A 20,312-nucleotide genomic window follows, 5' to 3' on the forward strand; every position below is an offset into this window, starting at 1 on the left:
GCGTCCGCCCATTGAATAAAGGTTCACTCCCATGACCAATGAAAAGCTGAATATCGTTCCCTTTGTCAGCGTCGATCACATGATGAAGCTGGTTCTGACCGTTGGTGTCGAAACCTTCCTCAAGGAACTGGCGGCAATTGTCGAAGAAGATTTTCGTCGCTGGGAACAGTTCGACAAGACGGCGCGCGTCGCCTCCCATTCGCAGGAAGGTGTCATTGAACTGATGCCAACCAGCGACGGCACGCTTTATGGCTTCAAATATGTCAATGGCCACCCAAAAAACAACCGGACGGGCCGTCAGACGGTTGCGGCCTTCGGCGTACTCTCCGATGTGGACAGCGGCTATCCGCTGCTCCTGACAGAGATGACCATTCTGACCGCGCTGCGCACCGCCGCCACGTCGGCAGTGGCCGCCAAACATCTGGCGCGACCGGATTCCAAAACGCTGACGATCATCGGCAACGGCGCGCAGAGCGAATTTCAGGCGCTGGCCTTCAAGGCTCTGCTCGGCATCGACACGCTGCGTCTGTTCGATATCGACCGTTCGGCGAGCGAGCGCTGTGCGGCCAATCTAGCGGACAAGGGATTTTCGGTCACCATCTGCGGGTCGTCGCAGGAGGCTGTCGAGGGCGCGGATATCATCACCACCGTCACCGCCGACAAGCAATATGCTACCATTTTGAGCGACAACATGGTTGGCCCCGGCGTGCATATCAATGCGGTTGGCGGCGATTGCCCCGGCAAGACCGAACTGAACAAGGAAATTCTCCTGCGCTCGGATATTTTTGTCGAATATCCGCCACAGACCCGCATCGAGGGCGAAATCCAGCAATTGCCGGAAGATTATCCGGTCAAGGAATTGTGGGAAGTGATCACCGGTAAACTGCCGGGCAGAACATCGGATCGCGCCATCACGCTGTTCGACAGCGTCGGCTTTGCAACCGAAGATTTTTCCGCCCTGCGCTATGTCTTCAGCAAACTGGAAGAGACCGGCCTTTATGCCGAACTCGACATGCTGGCGGACCCGGATGAACCGCGCGATCTCTACGGCATGTTGCTGCGATGCGAGCAGGCACTGGAGGCCGCATAAGCTTCGGCGATGATGCGCTGCATCGAGCCTTGAGTGAATAGTTCCGCCCGACACCTGTTGTTGGCGCTCCAATGTGGTATCACCATCGGCACGTGAGAGTGCCGGTGTAGTTGGATATCCATGATCGTTTGAGCGATGCAGCAATTGGCCAGAAAAATGTTTGCAGAAATCGGCTGGGGTATTCCAAGCTCGATCGTCCTGCATCTGTTGCTGGCCATTGTTCTGCTCGTCCGCCTGCCGGAATTGCCAACCGCGCAGGAACAGAGCGTCAATGTAGAGCTTGTTCCCCCGCCGCCACCCGCCGAGGACAAGCCCAAACAGGACCAGGAAAAGCCCGCTCCTGCGCAACAGCAGGCGCAGGCCCAGAAGCTTGCCTTTGAGTCCGCTTCCAACGATCCGAAGGATGAGGCGCCGGAGGAACCTGACGTTCCGCCCGCCGCACCAGAAACAAGCGAAAAGCCCGACGAAACTGCGCGCCCGACAACCGAGACCAAGAACGAGCAGCCGCAGGACAAAGAACAGGAAGCGGCGGAGCTGCAGGCTCAATCCGCAACTGCGGAGAACGCGAACGAGGCGGCAGCCCCTCCTATTCAGAACCCGCCTATTCCGCAGCCCAAACCGGAACAGGCAAAGCCGGCCACCAAGGCCGTTTCGGAGCAAAAGGCTGAAAACTTCAAACAGGCGCGCAGGCTTTATTCCAAGGATGCCCTGTCTGACCCGCGTGTGAAACAGGCGCTCGGCAAACTCTCGCCCACGGATCGCGTCATCCAGATTTGCAGCATCGAGGCGCTTGAACAGATCCGCCGCCAGCAGCCCGGCGCTTTCCCCGACATGCTGGCGCGCGCGGGCGGTTCGGTTTCCAACAGCGGTCTGACGGTCAGCAACGGCGCCTTTCGCAGCCGCGCCCAATGGTATGGCGTGGATTTCAAATGTCAGGTCAATGCGGAGGCCATGTCGATCCAGTCCTTCAGCTATGCCATCGGCCACGCCATCCCCGAAAGCGAATGGGGCGCACGGCAACTGCCCAGAGACTAGTGGTCTGATTCCAACATTTGCATCCCTCGGTTCACGCGCTGAGCAAATGTTGGAATCAAAAAGACCACTAGCAAGTATATGTATCTAGTGGATTTTTCGAATTTGACGTTTGAAACAGCATCTATGTCAGCCGGGATTCAAACGTCAAATTCAATCCACTAGAATATGAAGTGATGAGACAAGACTGGCAGTATTTGCTAGAGTTGTCGGTGTAATGCCCCACGAAACTAACACTGAATGGAGACAGATATGAAAGTCGTATTTGTAACGACCGCTGTCCTCGCTCTGTCGGTTACGGCTGCGATGGCAGACTGCACTTACCACAATGCGCAATCGTCAACAAAAATGGAAAAGCCGCAAACAACGGCAAGCGCAGAAACTACGGCGCCCACCCAGAAGTAAAATATATTCCAACAGGAGGCCCTTCGAAACGGCGCCTCCTGTTCGGGATACCGCTGTTCAAAGCCGCAAGCTGATACCAGCCTTGCGTAGAAGCCAGTAAAACAGCGCTGTCGCACCGACACCCAGAACAATCGCCCAGCCGAAACCGGACCCGTCGCCCGTGAAGGGCAATCCGGCAGTGTTCATCCCGAAAATACCGGCGATCAGCGTGCCGGGCAGCAGCAATGCGCTCATCACCGCCATCACTTTGAGGCTGCGGTTTGAATCATCCGCCAGTTCCGCTGCAATCTCTTCCTGCAACAACCGCGCACGATCATTGACCATAACGATTTCACGGTCGAGGCGCTCGAGCCGCATGGAAAGCCGCGTCAACGCGGCATGCCCCATCTCAGGCAAGGTCCAGTCCAGACGGTCTTCCTCTTCAAACAAAGCCACCATACCGGCCACCGGACGATGCAGCGAGACCGCCAGTCTGCGCACTTCCTTAAGATCCCTGCGTTCATCATTCAACCGCTCGGTCACCAACCGATCCTCAACAGTATCGAGCATTTTGCTCGCCTCATTGAGCCTGATTGCGGTGTTCTTGCAGAAGGCCGTAACCACCGCCTCAAATAATTCATAGGCCGTTGCCGGGCAAAAACCGCTGGCAAAGGAATGGCGCACCCTGTCTACGGCTTCCAGAGGATGCCGCCTGCCGGTTACCAGAAGCCCACCCATCACCGCAAAATGCAGACGGCCGATTGTGGTGGACATGCGCTCCATGTCCTGATGCATGTCGGCGATGACGCCATGGATCGTTCCTGCCTCATGGCTGAGCACCAGGCTATCGTCATGCCCTTCCAATATTGCCCGCGCCGACGCGGGCAAGGCACAGCGCTCCGAGAGCCAGCCCTGTGACCGCTGATCGACCAGATCGACATGCAGCCACACCCAGCCGTCATTAGCGGCCAGCGCAGCATCCACTTCGTCTGCCTTGAGTTCCACAACCGCATGATCGGGGCGCTTGTGATAGGCCCCCACCAGACCGGTACTATGTTCCTTCAGCGAACCGTGAATAATGTTCAATGTCGTGTACCAATACCCGGAACAAAGCGGCCCCGCATCGAGCCTCTAATACACTTCCGGCACATACATTTCGGACGGGGTCTGATGACGTACATAATCGTCATGGCGCACGCGTTCCGGCAGATGGATGGCCGACTTCGGCACATCCTCATAAGGGATCTGCGACAGAAGATGGGCGATGCAATTGAGGCGCGCCTTTTTCTTGTCGACGGCCTCGACAACCCACCATGGCGCTTCGGCAATATGGGTGCGGTGCAGCATCTCTTCCTTGGCCTTGGTGTAGTCTTCCCAATGAACGCGGCTTTCGAGGTCCATCGGCGAAAGCTTCCACTGCTTCAGCGGATCGTGGATACGCATGTTGAAGCGGAATTCCTGCTCTTCGTCGGTGATCGAGAACCAGTATTTGATGAGAATGATCCCGGAACGCACCAGCATGCGTTCAAATTCGGGAACGGAGCGGAAAAACTCTTCCAGTTCCTCCTTCGTGCAAAAGCCCATGACCCGCTCGACACCGGCCCGATTATACCAGGAGCGGTCGAACAGGACCATTTCGCCAGCGGTCGGCAGATGCGGCACATAACGCTGGAAATACCACTGATTGCGCTCGCGTTCGGTGGGAGCAGGCAGCGCGACGACGCGGCAGACACGCGGATTGAGACGCTGCGTCACGCGCTTGATCGCGCCACCCTTGCCAGCGGAATCGCGGCCTTCGAACAGCACGACGACTTTGAGCTTCTTGTGCTGCACCCAGTCCTGAAGCTTCACCAGCTCATGCTGGAGACGAAACAGCTCGCGGAAATAAAGGCGGCGTTCAAGCGTCTGTTCGGCGGGGCCGGACATGCCCTCGGCGACCAGCGCGTCAAGCCGCTCTTCCTCGATCTGCATTTCCAGCTCTTCATCGAAACTGTCGGCGATTTCCGCCTTGATACGGTCCAGATGGCTACTCTCGAACATGTTCACACCATAAGCTGAAGATAACACCCGAAGCCGCGACGACTCCGCGCAATTGCACGGAATACTAGAAGTGGCTCATGACGGTTTCGTGACGCAATCCGGTCGCGCGGGTGTCAACAAAGGCGATATCAAGCCCTATTACAGTTTCGCAATTTTAAAGTGCGCTATGGACCCGGTTGAATTGACGCCTACGTAAAAAATAAGCTTTCGTTGAAAGCCGTTTGATTGCATTCTCCCGCAGATGCGAACCACCGGGATCGTTCAATGATTGCAAAACCTTCCTACCGTTTCCTCCGCTCCGGACGAAGCGTCATATTCGGAACCACGGCTGCCTTTGCATTCTGCATTTCGGCAATAACATTTGGCGCTCCGGCCCGTGCCGATTCCCGCAATGTGGTTCCGGTTGCCGTGATGAAGGTGGCGGCAAGCGATTATCAGCCCCGATTGACGCTTTCCGGCGCGATTGCCGCCCGCTCGCTGGTCAACACCTCATTTCGCCTTGGCGGGCAGGTCGTGGAGCGCAAGACCGAGATCGGCCAGCATGTCGACAAAGGCGAGTTGATCGCCCGTATCGACGATGCCGAACAGCAGGCGAATCTGCGTGTTGCTCAGGCCTCGAAGGATGCCGCGCAGGCGCAGCTCGTTCAGGCGGACGCCAATTTCAAACGCCAGAAGGCGCTTCTCGCGCAGGGTTTCACGACCCGCAGCACCTATGATCAGGCAAACCAGACCCTGCAAACCGCGCAAAGCGCGCTTTCGAGCGCCGAAAGCCAGCTTAGCGACGCGCGCGACCAGCTTTCCTACACCGAACTGCGCGCCCCGGTTTCCGGTGTCGTCACGGCGCGCAACATCGAAGCGGGTCAGGTGATACAGGCCGCGCAGACGGCGTTTTCGATTGCCGAGGATGGACCACGCGATGCCGTCTTCGACGTGCAGGAAACGCTGGTCAACCACGCCAAGGACGGCATGGGCGTGACAATTGCGCTGCTGTCGGACGCTTCCATTGTTGCAGAAGGACAAATCCGCGAAATCTCTCCGGTCGTCGATGCGCAGACCGGCACGGTCCGGGTCAAGGTTGGCATTGCCAAAACCCCGCCACAGATGGCGCTTGGTGCGACCGTCACCGGAACAGTGCATATGGATAGCCGTCAAGTCATCGTCCTGCCATGGAGCGCCATGACATCCGACGCCGGACGCCCCGCTGTTTGGCGGGTGGCTGACGATACCCATGTTACAACGCTGGTTCCAATCACCGTGCTTTCCTATGAAAAGGAACGGGTGATCGTGGATGGCGGCTTGAACGACGGCGAACTGATCGTCACGAAAGGCGCGCAGATGCTGCGGTCGGGCGAGCCGACCGAAATCATGCAGACGCAGGAAGGGGCGGTTGCGCAATGATGCGAGAATTCCGAAAGCCCATTGCCCTCCCCCTGATGCGCGCCGCTGTGCTGATGACCACGCTTGCGCTCGCAGCCTGCGGCAAGAGCGATGAAAGCGAAGCGGAGGCCGAACCCGTTCGCCCGGTTCTCTACATGGTTGTTGAACCGCGACCGGCCACGCAGGCGGGGTTTGCCGGTACGATCGAGCCGCGCTATTCGACCGATCTCGCCTTCCGCGTGCTTGGGCGCATCATCAGCCGTCCGGTGCAGGTGGGCGATCTGGTGCAGAAGGGTGAGAGCGTCGCAACGCTTGATCCGTCGACGCTTGATCTGGCGATCCAGTCGGCGAAGGCCGATCTGGCGAGCGCCGAGGCGCAATATGCCAATGCCTCGGCCAGCGAGGAGCGGCAGCGCATTTTGCTGCAAGGCAACAATGTTTCGCAGGCCGATTATGATGCCGCCAGACAGGCGCGCGACAGCGCCAGTGCAGGACTGGAAAAGGCCCGGGCCGGGCTGAAAAAGGCGCAGGACCAGCGCAGCTATGCCGTGTTGCGCCCCGACTATGACGGGGTAATTTCGGCAACCAATGCCGAGGTTGGACAAGTGGTCGCCGCCGGTCAGGCAGTGATGACGGTGGCGCGCCCGGACATTCGTGAAGCCGTGGTCGATATTCCCGACAGCATGACACAGTATTTCGCGCCGGGTGCTGCCTTCAATGTGCAGCTTCAGGCTGATCCGTCGGTGACGGGAACCGGCACTGTGCGGGAAGTCGCGCCGCAGGCGGATGCGCAGACCCGCAGCCGCCGGGTCAGAATTGCCCTCGACAATCCTCCCGACGGTTTCCGTCTCGGGGCGACCATCCGCGCCGCTTTGGCGACGCCGGAGAAGGATGTGGTGCGCCTGCCGATCCAGGCCCTGCGCGAGGACAACGGCAAGACAAGCATCTGGATTATCGATCCCGACAAACAGACCGTCTCGCTGCACGATGTTCAGGTTATCGCGCGGCAGGGCGGCAATTTCGTTGCCGGTGGTGTCGAGGTCGGCAGCTATGTGGCGATTGCTGGCGTCTATGAATTGAAAGAAGGACAGAAAGTCCGTCTGGACCAGAAAGGAACTGGCCTGTGAAAAAGGGATTCAATCTGTCCGACTGGGCTTTGAACCACAGATCGCTGGTCTGGTATTTCATGCTCGTGTTTCTGGTCGCAGGCTTCGTGTCCTATCTCGATCTCGGTCGCGAAGAAGACCCGGAATTCACCGTCAAGACGATGGTGGTGCAGGCCAACTGGCCGGGCGCTTCCGTGGAAGAAACGCTCAATCAGGTCACGGATCGCATCGAGAAGAAGCTCGAGGAACTCGATACGCTCGATTATACGCGCAGCGTCACGACCGCGGGCCAGTCTGTCGTCTTCGTTTTCCTGAAGGACACGGTGCGCAAACGTCAGGTCACCGACGCCTGGAATGAAGTCCGGCATATGCTGGACGATATCAAGCCGGAACTGCCTGATGGCGTTTATGGGCCTTATTATAACGACAAGTTCGGCGATGTTTTCGGGAATATCTTCGCCTTCACCGCTGATGGTCTGTCCATGCGACAGCTGCGTGATTATGCGGAAGATGTGCGCGCCAAGATTTTGACGCTGCCCAATGCCGGTAAGGTCGAGCTGATTGGCGCGCAGGACGAGGCGATCTATCTCGAATTTTCGACGCGGCAGGTCGCAGCACTTGGTCTCGACCAGCAGGCCGTGCTTCAGGCCTTGCAGGACCAGAACGCGATCACGCCATCGGGCGTCGTTCAGGCCGGGCCGGAACGGATCAGTGTCCGCGTCAGCGGCCAGTTCAATTCCGAAGCAGATCTGCGCGCGGTCAATCTGCGCGTCAATGACCGGTTCTTCCGCTTGTCCGATGTGGCCACCATCACGCGCGGCTATGTCGACCCGCCAACATCCATCTTCCGCGTCAATGGCGCGGATTCCATCGGGCTTGGCATCGGTATGAAGCCGAACGGAAATCTGCTGGAATTTGGCGCGGCGCTCGACAAGATGATGCAGCAGGTGACGGCGGAACTCCCTGTCGGCGTCAAGGTGTTCAAGGTGGCCGACCAGCCGCATGTCGTGAAGGAAGCCGTGTCCGGCTTTACCAGCGCACTGTTCGAAGCCGTGGTCATCGTGCTTGCGGTCAGCTTTGTCAGCCTTGGCCTGCGCGCCGGTTTCGTGGTGTCGCTGTCGATCCCGCTCGTGCTTGCGATCACCTTCCTGTCGATGTCGCTTCTGGATATTTCACTGCAACGCGTGTCGCTCGGCGCGCTTATCATCGCGCTCGGCCTTTTGGTCGATGATGCCATGATTGCGGTCGAGATGATGGTGGCGCGACTGGAATTCGGCGACCCGATCAACAAGGCCGCCACTTACGTCTATTCGCATACGGCCTTTCCGATGCTGACAGGCACGCTTGTGACCATTGCGGGCTTCATCCCGATCGGCCTCAATTCCAGTCAGGCGGGTGAATATACCTATACGCTCTTTGTGGTGATCGCCGTTTCGCTGGTAGTGTCGTGGATTGTCGCGGTGCTGTTTGCGCCGCTGCTGGGCGTCACATTCCTGCCCAAGAAAATGAAGCCCCATGCGGAAAAGCGCAGCCGCTTCTTTGAAGCCTTTTCCAGGGCGCTGTTGCTGGCGATGCGCTATCGCTGGGTGACCATCGTGACAACCGTCCTTCTGTTTGCGGTTTCAGTTTTCGGGATGCGCTTCATCGAACAGCAGTTCTTCCCGCAGTCGGATCGTCCGGAACTGGTTCTCGACTGGACCTTGCCGCAAAACAGCTCCATCGCCGAAACCCGGGCGCAGATGGAGCGTTTCGAAGAAACCATGCTAAAAGGCAATCCCGATATCGAGCATTGGAGCACCTATGTCGGGCAAAGCGCGATCCGGTTCATCCTCTCCTTCGACGTGCAGCCGAACAATCCCTATTTCGGCCAGATGGTCGTCGTCGCCAAGGATGTCGAAGCGCGAGACCGCCTGAAGGCCAAGTTTGATGAGGTCTTCCGCAAGGATTATGTCGGCACCGACGTCTATGTGAAATTCCTGGAGCTTGGACCGCCGGTCGGACGCCCCGTGCAATACCGCATTTCCGGCCCGGACATTCAAAAACTGCGCGGTCTGGCGCAGGATTTCGCGGGCATCCTGACTGCCGACGAAAGACTGGGGGTGGTCAATTATAACTGGAATGAACCCGGCCGCGTGATCCGTGTCGATGTCATGCAGGACAAGGCGCGCAAGCTTGGCATTTCATCCAAGGATATTGCCACGACGCTGAACGGTGTCGTCGGCGGCATCACCATCACGCAGGTGCGGGATTCGATCTATCTGATCGATGTCGTCGTGCGCGCGCAAAAGCACGAACGCGATTCCATCGACACCTTGCAGAGCCTGCAAATTGCGACCGGCAACGGCACCTCGGTGCCGCTCGCTTCCATCGCCAATTTCCGTTACGAGCTTGAGCAGCCCGTCATCTACCGGCGGTCACGCATCCCGACGATCACGGTCGCGGCAGGCATTATCGACAAGACCATGCCGGATACGATCGTGAAAGACCTCGGCCCCGCGATCAAGGCTTTCGCCGACAAGCTACCGGCTGGCTACTATATTCAGACCGCAGGCACGGTTGAGGAAAGCGGCAAGAGCCAGGGCCCGATTGCAGCCGTTGTTCCGCTGATGCTGTTTGTGATGGCGACTGTGCTGATGCTGCAGTTGCAGAGTTTCCAGCGCCTGTTCCTCGTGGTGGCGGTTGCGCCGCTTGGATTGATCGGCGTGGTTGCAGCACTCCTGCCAAGCGGCAAACCGCTTGGTTTCGTCGCCATTCTAGGCGTGCTGGCGCTGATCGGCATTCTGATCCGAAACTCCGTCATCCTGATTGTGCAGATCGAGGAACATATCACCGAAGGCATGAAGCCCTGGGATGCTGTGATGATCGCCAGCCAGCACCGTATGCGCCCGATTGCACTGACGGCGGCGGCGGCAAGCCTTGCGCTGATCCCCATTGCCCGCGAAGTGTTCTGGGGGCCGATGGCCTATGCCATGATGGGCGGCATCATCGCTGGCACGGCGATCACCCTCCTGTTCCTGCCAGCGCTCTATGTGGCATGGTTCCGCATCAAGGAACCGGACGCAGAAGAAACGCCCGCGCCACAACATTGATATTGCAACGAAATCCGTCTGGAGCGGGAATCCGCTCCAGACTGCCACACCCCCTCACAAAAATTTTACACTCCACCCTTGAACCGGGCAAAAACATACACATTTGAAGAAGGCAGCGCCGGGCCCCTCTGGTCATGGTTTTCCGCTATGGCGATGTCGGGGCTGCTCCACTTGTTCAAATGGAGATGGTCCGGCGATGGATTCGCTTATTTTAGCCCTTTCGGGCGATTTTCTCGGCACACCTGTATACTTCTGGGCGGCATTCATCACGATCGTCGTGGGTTTGCTGGTTTTCGATCTTGGTATTCTGCATCGCGACGAACATGAAATCGGAGCCAAGGAGAGCCTGCTCCTTTACGGCTTCTATGTCGTCATCGCATTGGCTTTCGGCGGCTGGGTCTGGTGGGAACGCGGCGCGCAGGCGGGCCTCGAATTCTACACCGGCTATCTGATCGAGCAGAGCCTTGCGATGGACAATATGTTCGTCATCGCAACGATTTTCGGCTTTCTCGCCATCCCGCGCCTTTATCAGCACCGCGTGCTGTTCTGGGGTATTCTGGGCGTCATCGCCTTCCGCGCGGTTCTGATCGGGCTGGGCGCGGCATTGGTGCATGAGTTCAATTGGATCCTGTTCCTGTTCGGCGCTTTCCTCGTCTTCACCGGCTTCAAGATGTTCCGCCATCAGGATGAAACGCCCGATATCGAGCAGAATGCGGTTTTCCGGTTCCTGCGCAAGCGCTTCAATATCACCAGCGAGGTGCACGGGCGCCATTTCACCGTCAAGAAGCCGCACCCGAAAACCGGCAAGCTCGTCACCTGGCTAACGCCGCTTGCGGTCGCGCTGATCATGGTTGAGACCGTCGATCTGATCTTTGCCGTAGACTCCGTCCCTGCCGTGTTTGCCGTCACGCAGGATACGTTTATCGTCTACACCTCGAACATCTTCGCCGTCCTCGGCCTGCGCGCGCTCTATTTCGCACTCGCCGCCGCCATGAACCGCTTCCGCTATCTTCAGGTATCGCTGGCGATCATTCTGGTGCTGATCGGTATCAAGATTTTCCTCGTGCCGCTGGGTGTTCATATCAACACACTGCTGTCGCTGGTGGTAACGCTCGGCATTCTCGCAAGCGGTGTGCTCTACTCGCTCTACAAGACCCGCAACGAGCCGGATATGAGCGTCGAGGAACTGGCCGCGCAACAGCATAAGGAAGGCTGATCGCAAGCCCTGCTTTCCCAGAGCGGTTCCGGTTAAAACGGAATCGTGGAACCGCTCTATCTATTTGTTTTGCGCATTATCCTACGCAAAACCGCTACGCACTTTTGCTGGAAATGCTCTAAGAAAAAGCCCCCGGACTTGGTTGGTCCGGGGGCTTTCATTTCGAGGTGACGCTTAAGAAGCGATATAGTTTTTCAGGAAGGCCCGCGTCCGGTCCTGCTGCGGGTTGCGCAACACGTCTGCGGGCGCGCCTTCTTCGACCACAAAGCCGCCGTCCATGAAGATGATCCTGTCGGCAACCTCACCGGCAAAGCGCATTTCATGCGTCACGATCAGCATCGTCATATGCTCGGCTGCAAGCTGCTTCATGACCGCATTCACTTCATCGACCAGTTCCGGATCGAGCGCCGAGGTCGCCTCGTCGAACAGCATCACCTTCGGCTGCATGGCAAGCGCGCGGGCAATGGCAACGCGCTGTTTCTGGCCGCCGGACAGGCGTGACGGGTAGACGTCCACCTTGCTGGCGAGCCCCACCTTGTTGAGCAGTTCCAGCGCCAGTTCGCGGGCCGCCGATTTGGACATGCCCTTCAGCTTTGTCGGTCCCAGCGTGATGTTTTCCAGCACGGTGAGATGCGGAAACAGATTGAAGTGCTGAAACACCATGCCCATCTGCTGGCGCACCGCGTTGATGTGCTTTTCAAAAGCCTGCCCGCTCAGCGGCTGGTTGACCTGCAACCCGTCGAGCCAGACTTCGCCGCCATTCAGCGTCTCCAGATGATTGATGGAGCGCAGCAATGTGCTCTTGCCCGAACCACTCGGGCCGATGATCGCGATGATCTGGCCACGCGATACCGAAAGATCGATCCCTTTCAGAACCTCCAGCGCACCATAGGCTTTGCGGGCGCCTTTCACTTCAACCATAGGCTTCAAGGCGCTCATCGCGTAACCTCCACTTTTCTTTCGATATGCCGCAGGCCCGCTTCCATGACGAGGTTGACCACGTAATAAAGTGCGGCGGCAGTCAGATAGAACTCAAACGGACTATAGGTTTCACTGATGGCGATCTGCGCGCTGTGAACCAGTTCGGCAATGCCGATGATCGACACGAGCGATGTGTCTTTCAACAGCACGATCATGTTGTTGCCGATGGGCGGGATGGTGTTGCGGATGGCCTGCGGGATGATGATATAGCGCAGCGTCTGCCCCTGACTTAGCCCGATGGATCGCGCACCTTCCGTCTGCCCCGGATCGACCGAGACGATGCCCGCCCGGAACACATCCGCATTATAGACCGCGAAATGCAGACTCAATCCGAGAATGCCCGCAAACAGGGCCGGAATGTCGATCCCGATCTGCACCAGACCGTAATAGATGAGATAGAGCTGCAAAAGCAGCGGCGTTCCCATGAAGAGCCACATGAAGAAGCGGACCGGATAGGCGAACAAAGCCGGTGCATAAAGCACAACCAGCGCAAAGACGATGCCGAGGATGAAGCTCAGCGCGCTGGATGCGACCGCAAGAACGATGGTCCACCACAATCCGGTCAAGAGCAGATCGGTATAGGGAGCGACGATACTGAAATCGAGAGCTGGCATTGCGTCCTCCCTCAGCGTGCAGCGAAGCGCTTGTCGAGCAGATCGACAAGCGACGCCACCACATAGACGATGAGCATGTAAATGACCGCAGCAACTGCGAAAATCTCGAATGGCTTGTAGGTCGAGCTGATGAAGCGTTGCGCCGTATAGGTGAGTTCAACCACGGAAATGGTCGATACCAGCGCCGAACCCTTGACCAGAGCAACCGCATTCACACCGAGCGGGCGGATCATCAGGCGTGCGGCCTGTGGCAGAATGATGAGGCGCAGCGTCTGGCCGCGGCCAAACCCAATCGAGCGGGCTGCCTCGTCCTGGCCCCGATCCACGCTTGCAATTGCGCCGCGAATAGACTCGGCCATGTAAGCGCCGATATTGAGCCCCAGACCGATGACACCCGCCGCATAGGGCTCCAGTTCGAGCCCGATCTGCGGGCCACCGAAATAAAGCACGAACAGCTGCACGAGGCAGGGCGTTCCACGAAAAATGCTGACATAGGCGCCGGACAAAAAACGCAGAACAAAGCTGTTAGAAAGGCGTCCGACGACCAGAATGCCCGCAATGACGAATCCCAACACAAGAGCAAGCACGGAAATCTGCACAGTTACCCATGCCGCCTCCAGAAAAAACGGGAGGACGTGCCGCATTAACGCAAGATCCATAGAACTACTCCGGAAGATCGCATGTACCGGCCCGGATAAACCGGGCCGGATTAAAAGCCAGCTTAGCGAATATCGCTACCGATCCACTGCATCGAGATCTTCTCGTAGCCGCCATCGGCGAGCATGTCGTCGAGTGCCTTCTGCATGGCAGCCTTGAGTTCCGGATTGTTCTTGCGAATGGCAATGCCGAGCGCCTCACGACCGCCTTCGATATTCGGCGTATCCAGAATGCGAACCTTCTGGCCGGTTTCCTTCACCGCGATCTTCACCGGAATGCTGTCCATGACAAGAGCATCGATGCGGCCTGCATCAAGATCAATCAACATTTCCGGCAGGCCCTTATAGGTGCGAACATTGAGGTCGCCCTGTGCCTTGGCCCACTTCTCATGGGCATCACCCATGGTCACACCCACGGTTTTGCCATTGAGGTCTTCCAGTTTCTGGATTGGGGCGTCTTCTTTGACCACGACCGTGCGACCCGCATGGTAGTAGGGTCCCACAAAATCGACGGCCTTTTCACGCTCTGGGGTGATGGTCATGGAGGCGACAACAGCATCGTATTTCTTGGCCAGAAGACCTGCAATGATACCGTCAAATGGCGTGGTCACGAGCTTGACCTTCACGCCCAGACGATTGGCGATTTCTGTTCCGATGGAGGCATCGAAGCCTACCACCTGATTATCGGCATTGGTGAAGCTGAACGGAGGATAGGCGCCACTCATGGCGACGCGTAACTCACCGGTTTCCTTGAGCTTTTCCAGCTCATCCGCATGCGCTGGCATGGCGGAAAAGGCGGCGGCGAGTGCTACGGCTGCAGCCGCAAACATGGTCTTGAGCTTGCTATTCATGGCTTTGGTGTTTCCTCTGGATTGGTCTTATTGTTAGGCTTATGGTTTGCCATCAACCTTCATCGACAGAGCTTGGCACAGGCCTTGTTTCCAAGCATCCTGCAATATGACTGCCAGCCCGACACATTGCCGGAAATGACCGGCATATTGTCGGCGGTCGAGGGCGCGATTTTAAAAGAAAAGGCCGCACTCCCACCCGGCAAACCGGATCGGAATGCGGCCTTGAAAATCGGCCCTGATGTTGGAGGCTTTACTTCAACGCAGCCTCGAAACTGTCGGCCAGAACGCTGAGCAAATGATCTGCATTGGCGCGGCTGAACACCATGGACGGGCGCATCTTCAACACGTTGTCATGCGGACCCTCAGTCCCCATCAGGATGCCGCGTTCGCGCGCGCCGTCATTGATCTTGCGGGCCAGCGCCGTTGCTGGCGCCTTGGTCTTGCGATCCGTGACAAGCTCGATACCGAGGAACAGTCCCTGACCGCGAACATCGCCGATAATATCGAAGCGCTGCTGCATCTTACGGAAACCGTTGATGAGATAGTTTCCGACAGTCAGCGCATTCTCGCGCAGCTTGTCGCGTTCGATCACGTCGATGACTGCAAGACCAGCGGCACAGGACACCGGATTGCCGCCGAAGGTGTTGAAATATTCCATGCCGTTATTGAAGCTGTCTGCAACTTCACGGGTGGTCACCACAGCCGACATGGGATGGCCATTGCCAATCGGCTTGCCCATGGTGACGATATCCGGCACCACATCCTGCATTTCAAACGCCCACCAATGGCTGCCGACGCGACCGAAACCGACCTGCACTTCGTCGGCAACGCAAAGTCCGCCTTCGGCACGAACCATAGCGTAGACTTCCCTGAGGTAGCCTTCTGGCAGGAATACCTGACCGGCGACACTTGGAATCGATTCCGCAAAGAACATAGCCGGCGCACGACCCTGCTTGCGCATGGTGTCGATCTGTTCGGCAATGCTCTCGGCAAAGCGCTTGCCATGTTCCTCCAGCGGCCAGTCTTCCGGCGCGTGGTAGCTGTCGGGAATGACCGCCTCATAGACGTGATCCGGTCGCCCTTTACCGCCCTTCCGCTTGTATTTGTAGGGGCTGAGATCGATCAGCTCCTGCGTGGTGCCGTGATAGGCCCAGTCGAGAACGATGGCTTCCTTGCGGCCCGTATGATTGCGTGCCATGCGCAGCATCAGGCTGTTTGCTTCGCTACCCGAGCAGGCGAAGGACGCGACCGTCAGTCCTTCCGGCAAGGTTGCCGTCAGCCGTTCGGCGTAGGCCACGATGTTGTCGTGCAGATAGCGGGTGTTGGTATTGAGCAGCGCCGCCTGACGGGCGATGGCTTCCACCACTTCCGGATGGGCGTGCCCCAGATGGCAAACATTGTTGAAGCAATCGAGATAGGCGCGACCGTAATTGTCGATCAGCCACGTCCCCTCGCCGCGCACGAACTTGATCGGCTCGGAATAGGAAATCGACAGGTTCGGCAGCAGTATTTCCTTGCGCTTCGCGATGATTTCTGCGCGGGTGCGTCCATCCTGATGGAAGGTCTCCGGCGGAATGCCCGCCAGCCCCGCCACATCCGGGAAAACATCGGCCCAGACGTCGAGATAGGCCGCTTCGCCGACGCCCAGAATTTCGGTTGCCGACAGATTGATATCCGTCGTCATTTCGAAATGCAGATGCGGGGTCCACCCGCCATTTTCGTGAATATCGCCCATATGGCCGACGAGATCGCCAGCTTCCAGCCTCTCGCCCGGCTTGAGACGACCGAGCGCCTCATGTGCCATATGCCCCCAGAGGGTCACGAAAGGCGGGCAGCCTTCCGGGCGATGCTCAAGCTTGACGAGACCGCCATAGCCGAGCGGTTCGCGTTCGATTTCAACGCTGACGACCGTTGCGGCCAGCGGCGTGTAAAGCGGCGTTCCGGCAGGCATGAACAGATCGACGCCCAAATGGTGGATGCGGCGCTGCCCTTCGATGAAACGCGATTCAAACGCGGTGTCGGTATAGACAGTGCGCTTTTCGCCCCAGGGGCCGATACCGAGCTGAACGTTGTTGTAAGTGCAGAAATTATCCCACCATTCCGTCGCTTCCCTGGCGCGCTGTTCAGCGGAGGCAACCGTCATGACATGCGTTTCATCGCCATATGGCACGAGCGCCTTGGTCATGGTTGCCGGTGCCGGATGCACAATCGGCGCAAAGGTCTTGCTGTTATCCGCAATCCATTTGCGAACCGCGCCTGCACCCTCGATAGCGTCGAAGCCGCAGGCCTTGCGCAGAATAGCGGTCGCAAAACGCGGGTTCATCGCGTCCATCTTTTCCAGAAGACGCCAGGCCGGAGCCTCGCTGATCGCCAGATATGGATTGTCGTCCGTCTTGTCGTGGCGCGAAGCAGAGAAGGTCACGCTGGTGACAAGACGCATGGCGATGAGATCGAACAGAACGTCGATTTCTTCCGCCTTGAGCGGGTATTTTTCGTGGAATCCGGCGGCCAGTGCCGCTGCCGCACCAATTGGATCTTCCATGTCGAGAATGGAATAGGCGCAGGCAATGGCGACTTCGGCAATCAGAACCGTGTGAACGGCATCGCCGAAATCGATCAATCCGGCAATCTGTTCATGGTCGCTCGTGCTGACCAGTACATTCCAGTCATTCGCATCATTGTGGATGACCTGTGCACGCAGGCGCGACAGTTTCGGCGCGACGCGGTTTTCAAAACGCACGATGAAGCGCTCAAGCAGCGAACGCCTGTCGGCATCGCCGACGAAATGCAGGCGCGTGCGCGTACGGGCCGCATGGCGCAAATCCCAATCGAGATCGCGCACGGCGCCCGGATGGATGAAGCCCTGCAAGGCATGATCCAGTTCGCCAAGCGCGCGACCGAGATTGCGCATCAGCCCAAACGTGCGTTTGACTTCCGCGAGGGGAACACCCGGCAGCCAGCCGACCAGCCGCATGGCATGGCGCTCGCCACCGCTCGCCACAGCCGATGCAAGCACATCGCCCGAAAGGCTTGGCTTCAGATGCGGAACCGCGAGCTTCGCATCGGCACTGGCCAGATGCTGCAGAAGCGCGGTCTGGAATTCGCTTTCGACCTGCGGCTCGCTGGCATTGACGATTTTTAAAATCCAGTCGGCATCCGTTCCGGTCTCCAGACGAAAATTGCGATCGCGTTCGCTGTCGAGCGGCGATGCCGTGGCAGTGACACCAAAGACTTCAATGGCCAGCTTCTCGGCATCGGCTGCGGAAAACTGCGGGTTCGGATGGGACAGATCGGTCATGGATAGTGCGTTTCCAGTTTAGATTTCTTATCAGAACCTTGGCACGCAATGCGTTTTCGGGCATCAAGTATCCTGTCGGAAGAACCGGCACTTTGTCGGAATGGACCGGCATATGTCCGGTCATGCGTATAGGGTAACGATGCGGGAACTTGACGCGAAAGATCGCGAAATACTGGCAATTCTGTCCAAGGAAGCGCGCATCGCGCTGAAGACGCTGGCCGGTCGTATCGGCTTGTCCCGCAGCGCGACCAGCGAGCGCGTCACAAATCTGGAACGCAGCGGCGTCATTCGCGGCTATCGCGCGGATATTGGCGAGATCGATACCAATTTCATCCGCGCCATATTGCTCGTAAGCCTGAAACGCACGCCTGCGCTGGCGCTTCTCGACATATTGGCGCAGCACGCTGAAGTCCGCCGCGTCTCATCGGTCAGCGGGCAGCTTGATCTGGTTGTCGAGCTGGAAGCGGCGACAATCGACGACCTCAACCGCGTGCGCGACCTCGTTGCCGCCCATGATATCGTGGACGACATCACCACGGCCTTCGTGCTGCGGCGCGATATCGACCGCGAAGTCCGATAATCCTTCAGGCGGCAGGCGGGGCTTTCTGCTCCACCTGTTTAACTCTGATAAATATCCGCGCGGGTTTGCGGCACAGCCGAAATGCCGCGTTTACGCTTCGAGGCAAGTGTCTGGTTGATCTGGACTGTTCCGCGTTCAAACGCCAGCGCACAGCCCGCGAGATAAAGTATCCAGAGCCGCGCCTTCGGATAACCGACCTCGGCGACAGCCTTGTCGAAATTGGCATGAAGCCGTTCCGCCCACAGGCGGCAGGTGCGCCCATAGTGCTCACGGAGATTTTCCACGTCATGCACCTCGAAGCCATGGCCTTCAAGATTCTCGACGGTCATGCCCAGATGGTCCAGCTCGCCGCCGGGGAAGATATATTTTACCAGCGCCAGATGTTCCGCACTTTTGCGGTTGAAGCTCTTCTTGTTCTTCTTCATCCGGCGGGTGATGGCGTGATGCATATAGAGGCCGCCCGGCCGCAGCAAACGTCGCACAGACTTGAAATAGGTATCATAATTGGCAATGCCGACATGTTCGAACATGCCGATGGAAGAAATCTTGTCGAACTCCTGATCAAGCTCGGTATAAGACTTGATGTGGATGGTGATCTTGTCTTCCAGCCCGGCAGCCTTGATCCTTTGTCGGGCGAGTGCCGTTTGCGCTTCCGACAGAGAAACGCCGGTTCCGATCACGCCGTAATTCTGCACGGCATGGATCAAAAGCGCGCCCCAGCCGCAGCCGATATCGAGAAAGCGGTCGCCCGGTTTCAGGCGCAGCTTGCGGCAGATCAGGTCCAGCTTGTCATACTGCGCCTGATCCAGACTGTTTTGCCAGTCGGTGAAATAGGCGCAGGTATAGACCATGCGTTCATCAAGAAACAGCTGATAGAACTCGTTCGACACATCGTAGTGATGGGTGATCGCTTCCTTGTTGGAGCCGCTGACGAAGGGCGACTTTCCGTCGATATTCGCCTGGTCCTTCGCCTTTCCGGCAAAGAGCAGTGATGGAATGCCTTTCAGCAACTGCCATTTCGGCAGCGCCTTGATGCGCTCCTTGAGATGACCGTCGATCTTTGTTTCTGCGACATCGAAGATGGTTCCGTTTTCGATATCCACCGCGCCGGAGGTCCAGAGACTGATAAGCGTGTCGTAATTCGGCTTCAACACCACCTGACGCACGACCGAGGGGTCCTTGATCGCCAGCGTTGGCCCGTCGAAAGCGCCGATCTGGGTGCCGTCCCACAGTTTGACATTCAATTGCGGTTGAATGGTTTCAACAATGGTCCGAATGGTACGCGCCGCACCGGTCTCTGCTGCCATGCAATGTCTCCCAAGCTCGACATCGATTCGCTACGAAGAATTATCGTAATCTCTCCAATTGGAGAAAGCATCAGGAATACCGATCTGCTTTGCGGCGCGATACAAGTTACCGTGAACGCACAGCTTTTCAGCGTATGGTTTGACCGCGATGAATATCCTGCGGTCGTATTTTGGCAAGTGCCGACACCAGAACACCGGTGATGACAGCCTTGACCAGATCGCCCGGAATGAAGATGGCAAGGAGCTTGACCGCTTCAAGAAAAGGCTTTGCAAGGATCAGCGACATGCCGATAGCGCCGAACAGATAGAGCACCCCGATACAGCCCAGCACCGCGCCGAGAAAGGTGGACACGCCGAGATTGGTGATGGGTGCACGCTCGATGAAAAGGCCGGTCACATAAACCGCCGGTATCCAGCCGAGCAGAAAGCCGACCGTCGGGCCGGCAAAAACGCCGAGACCGCCGCGTCCGACCGCCAGAACCGGCAATCCGATTGCCACCAGAAGAATGACCAGCGCCACAGCGGCAACACCGCGTTTTGGCCCCAGCACAGCACCGGCCAGCATGACGCCAAGATTTTGCGCGGTAATCGGCACGCCGAAGCCGAGCGTAACGGCTGGCAGAAATCCGAGTGCGCAGATCAGCGCTGCAAACAGAGCCACGTGGGCGACATTTCTTTCCATAGGGGAGCC

The 20,312-nt window shown here is 57.9% G+C and carries 16 protein-coding genes; 7 read left to right on the forward strand and 9 right to left on the reverse strand.

From position 1 onward, the window contains the following. The first annotated feature begins 31 nt into the window (after positions 1–31). The gene (gene ocd / locus ABWW11_RS18170; RefSeq protein ID WP_109366868.1) at positions 32–1,090 is read left to right on the forward strand and encodes an ornithine cyclodeaminase; all 1,059 of its coding nucleotides are present in this window, start codon (positions 32–34) and stop codon (positions 1,088–1,090) included. Between the two features lie 156 nt (positions 1,091–1,246). Continuing rightward, positions 1,247–2,125: a DUF930 domain-containing protein gene (locus ABWW11_RS18175; RefSeq protein WP_244597118.1), complete on the forward strand. Its 879-nt coding sequence runs from the start codon at positions 1,247–1,249 to the stop codon at positions 2,123–2,125. Positions 2,126–2,584: 459 nt separating this feature from the next. Here the strand turns inward: ABWW11_RS18175 and ABWW11_RS18180 are convergent, their stop codons facing one another. Further along, a complete protein-coding gene (locus ABWW11_RS18180; RefSeq protein WP_109366866.1) occupies positions 2,585–3,592 on the reverse strand; it encodes a CorA family divalent cation transporter in 1,008 nt (335 codons plus the stop codon). 45 nt (positions 3,593–3,637) lie between these two features. Next, the gene (gene ppk2, locus ABWW11_RS18185) at positions 3,638–4,546 is read right to left on the reverse strand and encodes a polyphosphate kinase 2 (protein ID WP_109367940.1); all 909 of its coding nucleotides are present in this window, start codon (positions 4,544–4,546) and stop codon (positions 3,638–3,640) included. Positions 4,547–4,810: 264 nt separating this feature from the next. Here ppk2 and ABWW11_RS18190 point away from each other — a divergent pair, with 264 nt between their 5' ends. The 4 genes from ABWW11_RS18190 to ABWW11_RS18205 all read left to right on the forward strand — a co-directional run bounded on the left by ABWW11_RS18190 (position 4,811) and on the right by ABWW11_RS18205 (position 11,334). Beyond that, complete coding sequence (locus tag ABWW11_RS18190) at positions 4,811–5,944, forward strand: efflux RND transporter periplasmic adaptor subunit (protein WP_109366865.1); 1,134 nt, start codon at positions 4,811–4,813, stop codon at positions 5,942–5,944. Between the two features lie 35 nt (positions 5,945–5,979). Next, positions 5,980–7,050 (forward strand): efflux RND transporter periplasmic adaptor subunit, encoded by a 1,071-nt coding sequence (locus tag ABWW11_RS18195; RefSeq protein ID WP_235858973.1) that lies wholly within the window; start codon positions 5,980–5,982, stop codon positions 7,048–7,050. Next, complete coding sequence (locus ABWW11_RS18200) at positions 7,047–10,118, forward strand: efflux RND transporter permease subunit (RefSeq protein ID WP_124915314.1); 3,072 nt, start codon at positions 7,047–7,049, stop codon at positions 10,116–10,118. The genes ABWW11_RS18195 and ABWW11_RS18200 overlap by 4 nt, the downstream gene beginning before the upstream one ends. A 196-nt stretch (positions 10,119–10,314) precedes the next feature. Beyond that, entirely contained in the window at positions 10,315–11,334 is a 1,020-nt protein-coding gene (locus ABWW11_RS18205; protein ID WP_109366863.1) for a TerC family protein, read from the forward strand. Positions 11,335–11,508: 174 nt separating this feature from the next. Here ABWW11_RS18205 and ABWW11_RS18210 read toward each other — a convergent pair whose 3' ends face one another. The 5 genes from ABWW11_RS18210 to ABWW11_RS18230 all read right to left on the reverse strand — a co-directional run bounded on the left by ABWW11_RS18210 (position 11,509) and on the right by ABWW11_RS18230 (position 17,734). Next, a complete protein-coding gene (locus tag ABWW11_RS18210; RefSeq protein ID WP_280176229.1) occupies positions 11,509–12,273 on the reverse strand; it encodes an amino acid ABC transporter ATP-binding protein in 765 nt (254 codons plus the stop codon). After that, positions 12,270–12,929 carry an amino acid ABC transporter permease gene (locus ABWW11_RS18215; RefSeq protein WP_109366862.1) on the reverse strand — a complete coding sequence of 220 codons (660 nt, stop codon included), beginning with the start codon at positions 12,927–12,929 and terminating at the stop codon, positions 12,270–12,272. The genes ABWW11_RS18210 and ABWW11_RS18215 overlap by 4 nt, the downstream gene beginning before the upstream one ends. Before the next feature lie 11 nt (positions 12,930–12,940). Next, entirely contained in the window at positions 12,941–13,588 is a 648-nt protein-coding gene (locus ABWW11_RS18220) for an amino acid ABC transporter permease (RefSeq protein ID WP_109366861.1), read from the reverse strand. 62 nt (positions 13,589–13,650) lie between these two features. Next, a complete protein-coding gene (locus ABWW11_RS18225) occupies positions 13,651–14,436 on the reverse strand; it encodes an ABC transporter substrate-binding protein (RefSeq protein ID WP_109366860.1) in 786 nt (261 codons plus the stop codon). A 250-nt stretch (positions 14,437–14,686) separates the two neighbouring features. Further along, positions 14,687–17,734, reverse strand: coding sequence for an aminotransferase class III-fold pyridoxal phosphate-dependent enzyme (locus tag ABWW11_RS18230; RefSeq protein ID WP_109366859.1), 3,048 nt, complete (start codon positions 17,732–17,734; stop codon positions 14,687–14,689). Between the two features lie 139 nt (positions 17,735–17,873). Between ABWW11_RS18230 and ABWW11_RS18235 the strand changes: the two genes are divergently transcribed. Further along, complete coding sequence (locus ABWW11_RS18235; RefSeq protein WP_078338226.1) at positions 17,874–18,314, forward strand: Lrp/AsnC family transcriptional regulator; 441 nt, start codon at positions 17,874–17,876, stop codon at positions 18,312–18,314. A 38-nt stretch (positions 18,315–18,352) separates the two neighbouring features. Here the strand turns inward: ABWW11_RS18235 and ABWW11_RS18240 are convergent, their stop codons facing one another. Both ABWW11_RS18240 and ABWW11_RS18245 read right to left on the reverse strand, forming a co-directional pair. Then, on the reverse strand, positions 18,353–19,621 hold the full coding sequence (locus ABWW11_RS18240) for an SAM-dependent methyltransferase (protein ID WP_109366858.1): 1,269 nt from the start codon (positions 19,619–19,621) through the stop codon (positions 18,353–18,355). Between the two features lie 127 nt (positions 19,622–19,748). After that, entirely contained in the window at positions 19,749–20,303 is a 555-nt protein-coding gene (locus ABWW11_RS18245) for a biotin transporter BioY (RefSeq protein WP_109366857.1), read from the reverse strand. Positions 20,304–20,312 lie beyond the last annotated feature (9 nt).

The organism is Brucella sp. NBRC 113783, from assembly GCF_040372265.1.
GTDB lineage: Bacteria > Pseudomonadota > Alphaproteobacteria > Rhizobiales > Rhizobiaceae > Brucella > Brucella teleogrylli.

What these genes read in the sequence shown, in the direction of transcription:
- ocd (WP_109366868.1), top strand. Translation starts at nt 32, where the DNA reads ATGACCAATGAAAAGCTGAATATCGTTCCCTTTGTCAGCGTCGATCAC.
- ABWW11_RS18175 (WP_244597118.1), top strand. Translation starts at nt 1,247, where the DNA reads ATGTTTGCAGAAATCGGCTGGGGTATTCCAAGCTCGATCGTCCTGCAT.
- ppk2 (WP_109367940.1), bottom strand. Translation starts at nt 4,546, where the DNA reads ATGTTCGAGAGTAGCCATCTGGACCGTATCAAGGCGGAAATCGCCGAC.
- ABWW11_RS18190 (WP_109366865.1), top strand. Translation starts at nt 4,811, where the DNA reads ATGATTGCAAAACCTTCCTACCGTTTCCTCCGCTCCGGACGAAGCGTC.
- ABWW11_RS18195 (WP_235858973.1), top strand. Translation starts at nt 5,980, where the DNA reads ATGCGCGCCGCTGTGCTGATGACCACGCTTGCGCTCGCAGCCTGCGGC.
- ABWW11_RS18205 (WP_109366863.1), top strand. Translation starts at nt 10,315, where the DNA reads ATGGATTCGCTTATTTTAGCCCTTTCGGGCGATTTTCTCGGCACACCT.
- ABWW11_RS18210 (WP_280176229.1), bottom strand. Translation starts at nt 12,273, where the DNA reads ATGAGCGCCTTGAAGCCTATGGTTGAAGTGAAAGGCGCCCGCAAAGCC.
- ABWW11_RS18215 (WP_109366862.1), bottom strand. Translation starts at nt 12,929, where the DNA reads ATGCCAGCTCTCGATTTCAGTATCGTCGCTCCCTATACCGATCTGCTC.
- ABWW11_RS18220 (WP_109366861.1), bottom strand. Translation starts at nt 13,588, where the DNA reads ATGGATCTTGCGTTAATGCGGCACGTCCTCCCGTTTTTTCTGGAGGCG.
- ABWW11_RS18225 (WP_109366860.1), bottom strand. Translation starts at nt 14,436, where the DNA reads ATGAATAGCAAGCTCAAGACCATGTTTGCGGCTGCAGCCGTAGCACTC.
- ABWW11_RS18230 (WP_109366859.1), bottom strand. Translation starts at nt 17,734, where the DNA reads ATGACCGATCTGTCCCATCCGAACCCGCAGTTTTCCGCAGCCGATGCC.
- ABWW11_RS18235 (WP_078338226.1), top strand. Translation starts at nt 17,874, where the DNA reads ATGCGGGAACTTGACGCGAAAGATCGCGAAATACTGGCAATTCTGTCC.
- ABWW11_RS18240 (WP_109366858.1), bottom strand. Translation starts at nt 19,621, where the DNA reads ATGGCAGCAGAGACCGGTGCGGCGCGTACCATTCGGACCATTGTTGAA.
- ABWW11_RS18245 (WP_109366857.1), bottom strand. Translation starts at nt 20,303, where the DNA reads ATGGAAAGAAATGTCGCCCACGTGGCTCTGTTTGCAGCGCTGATCTGC.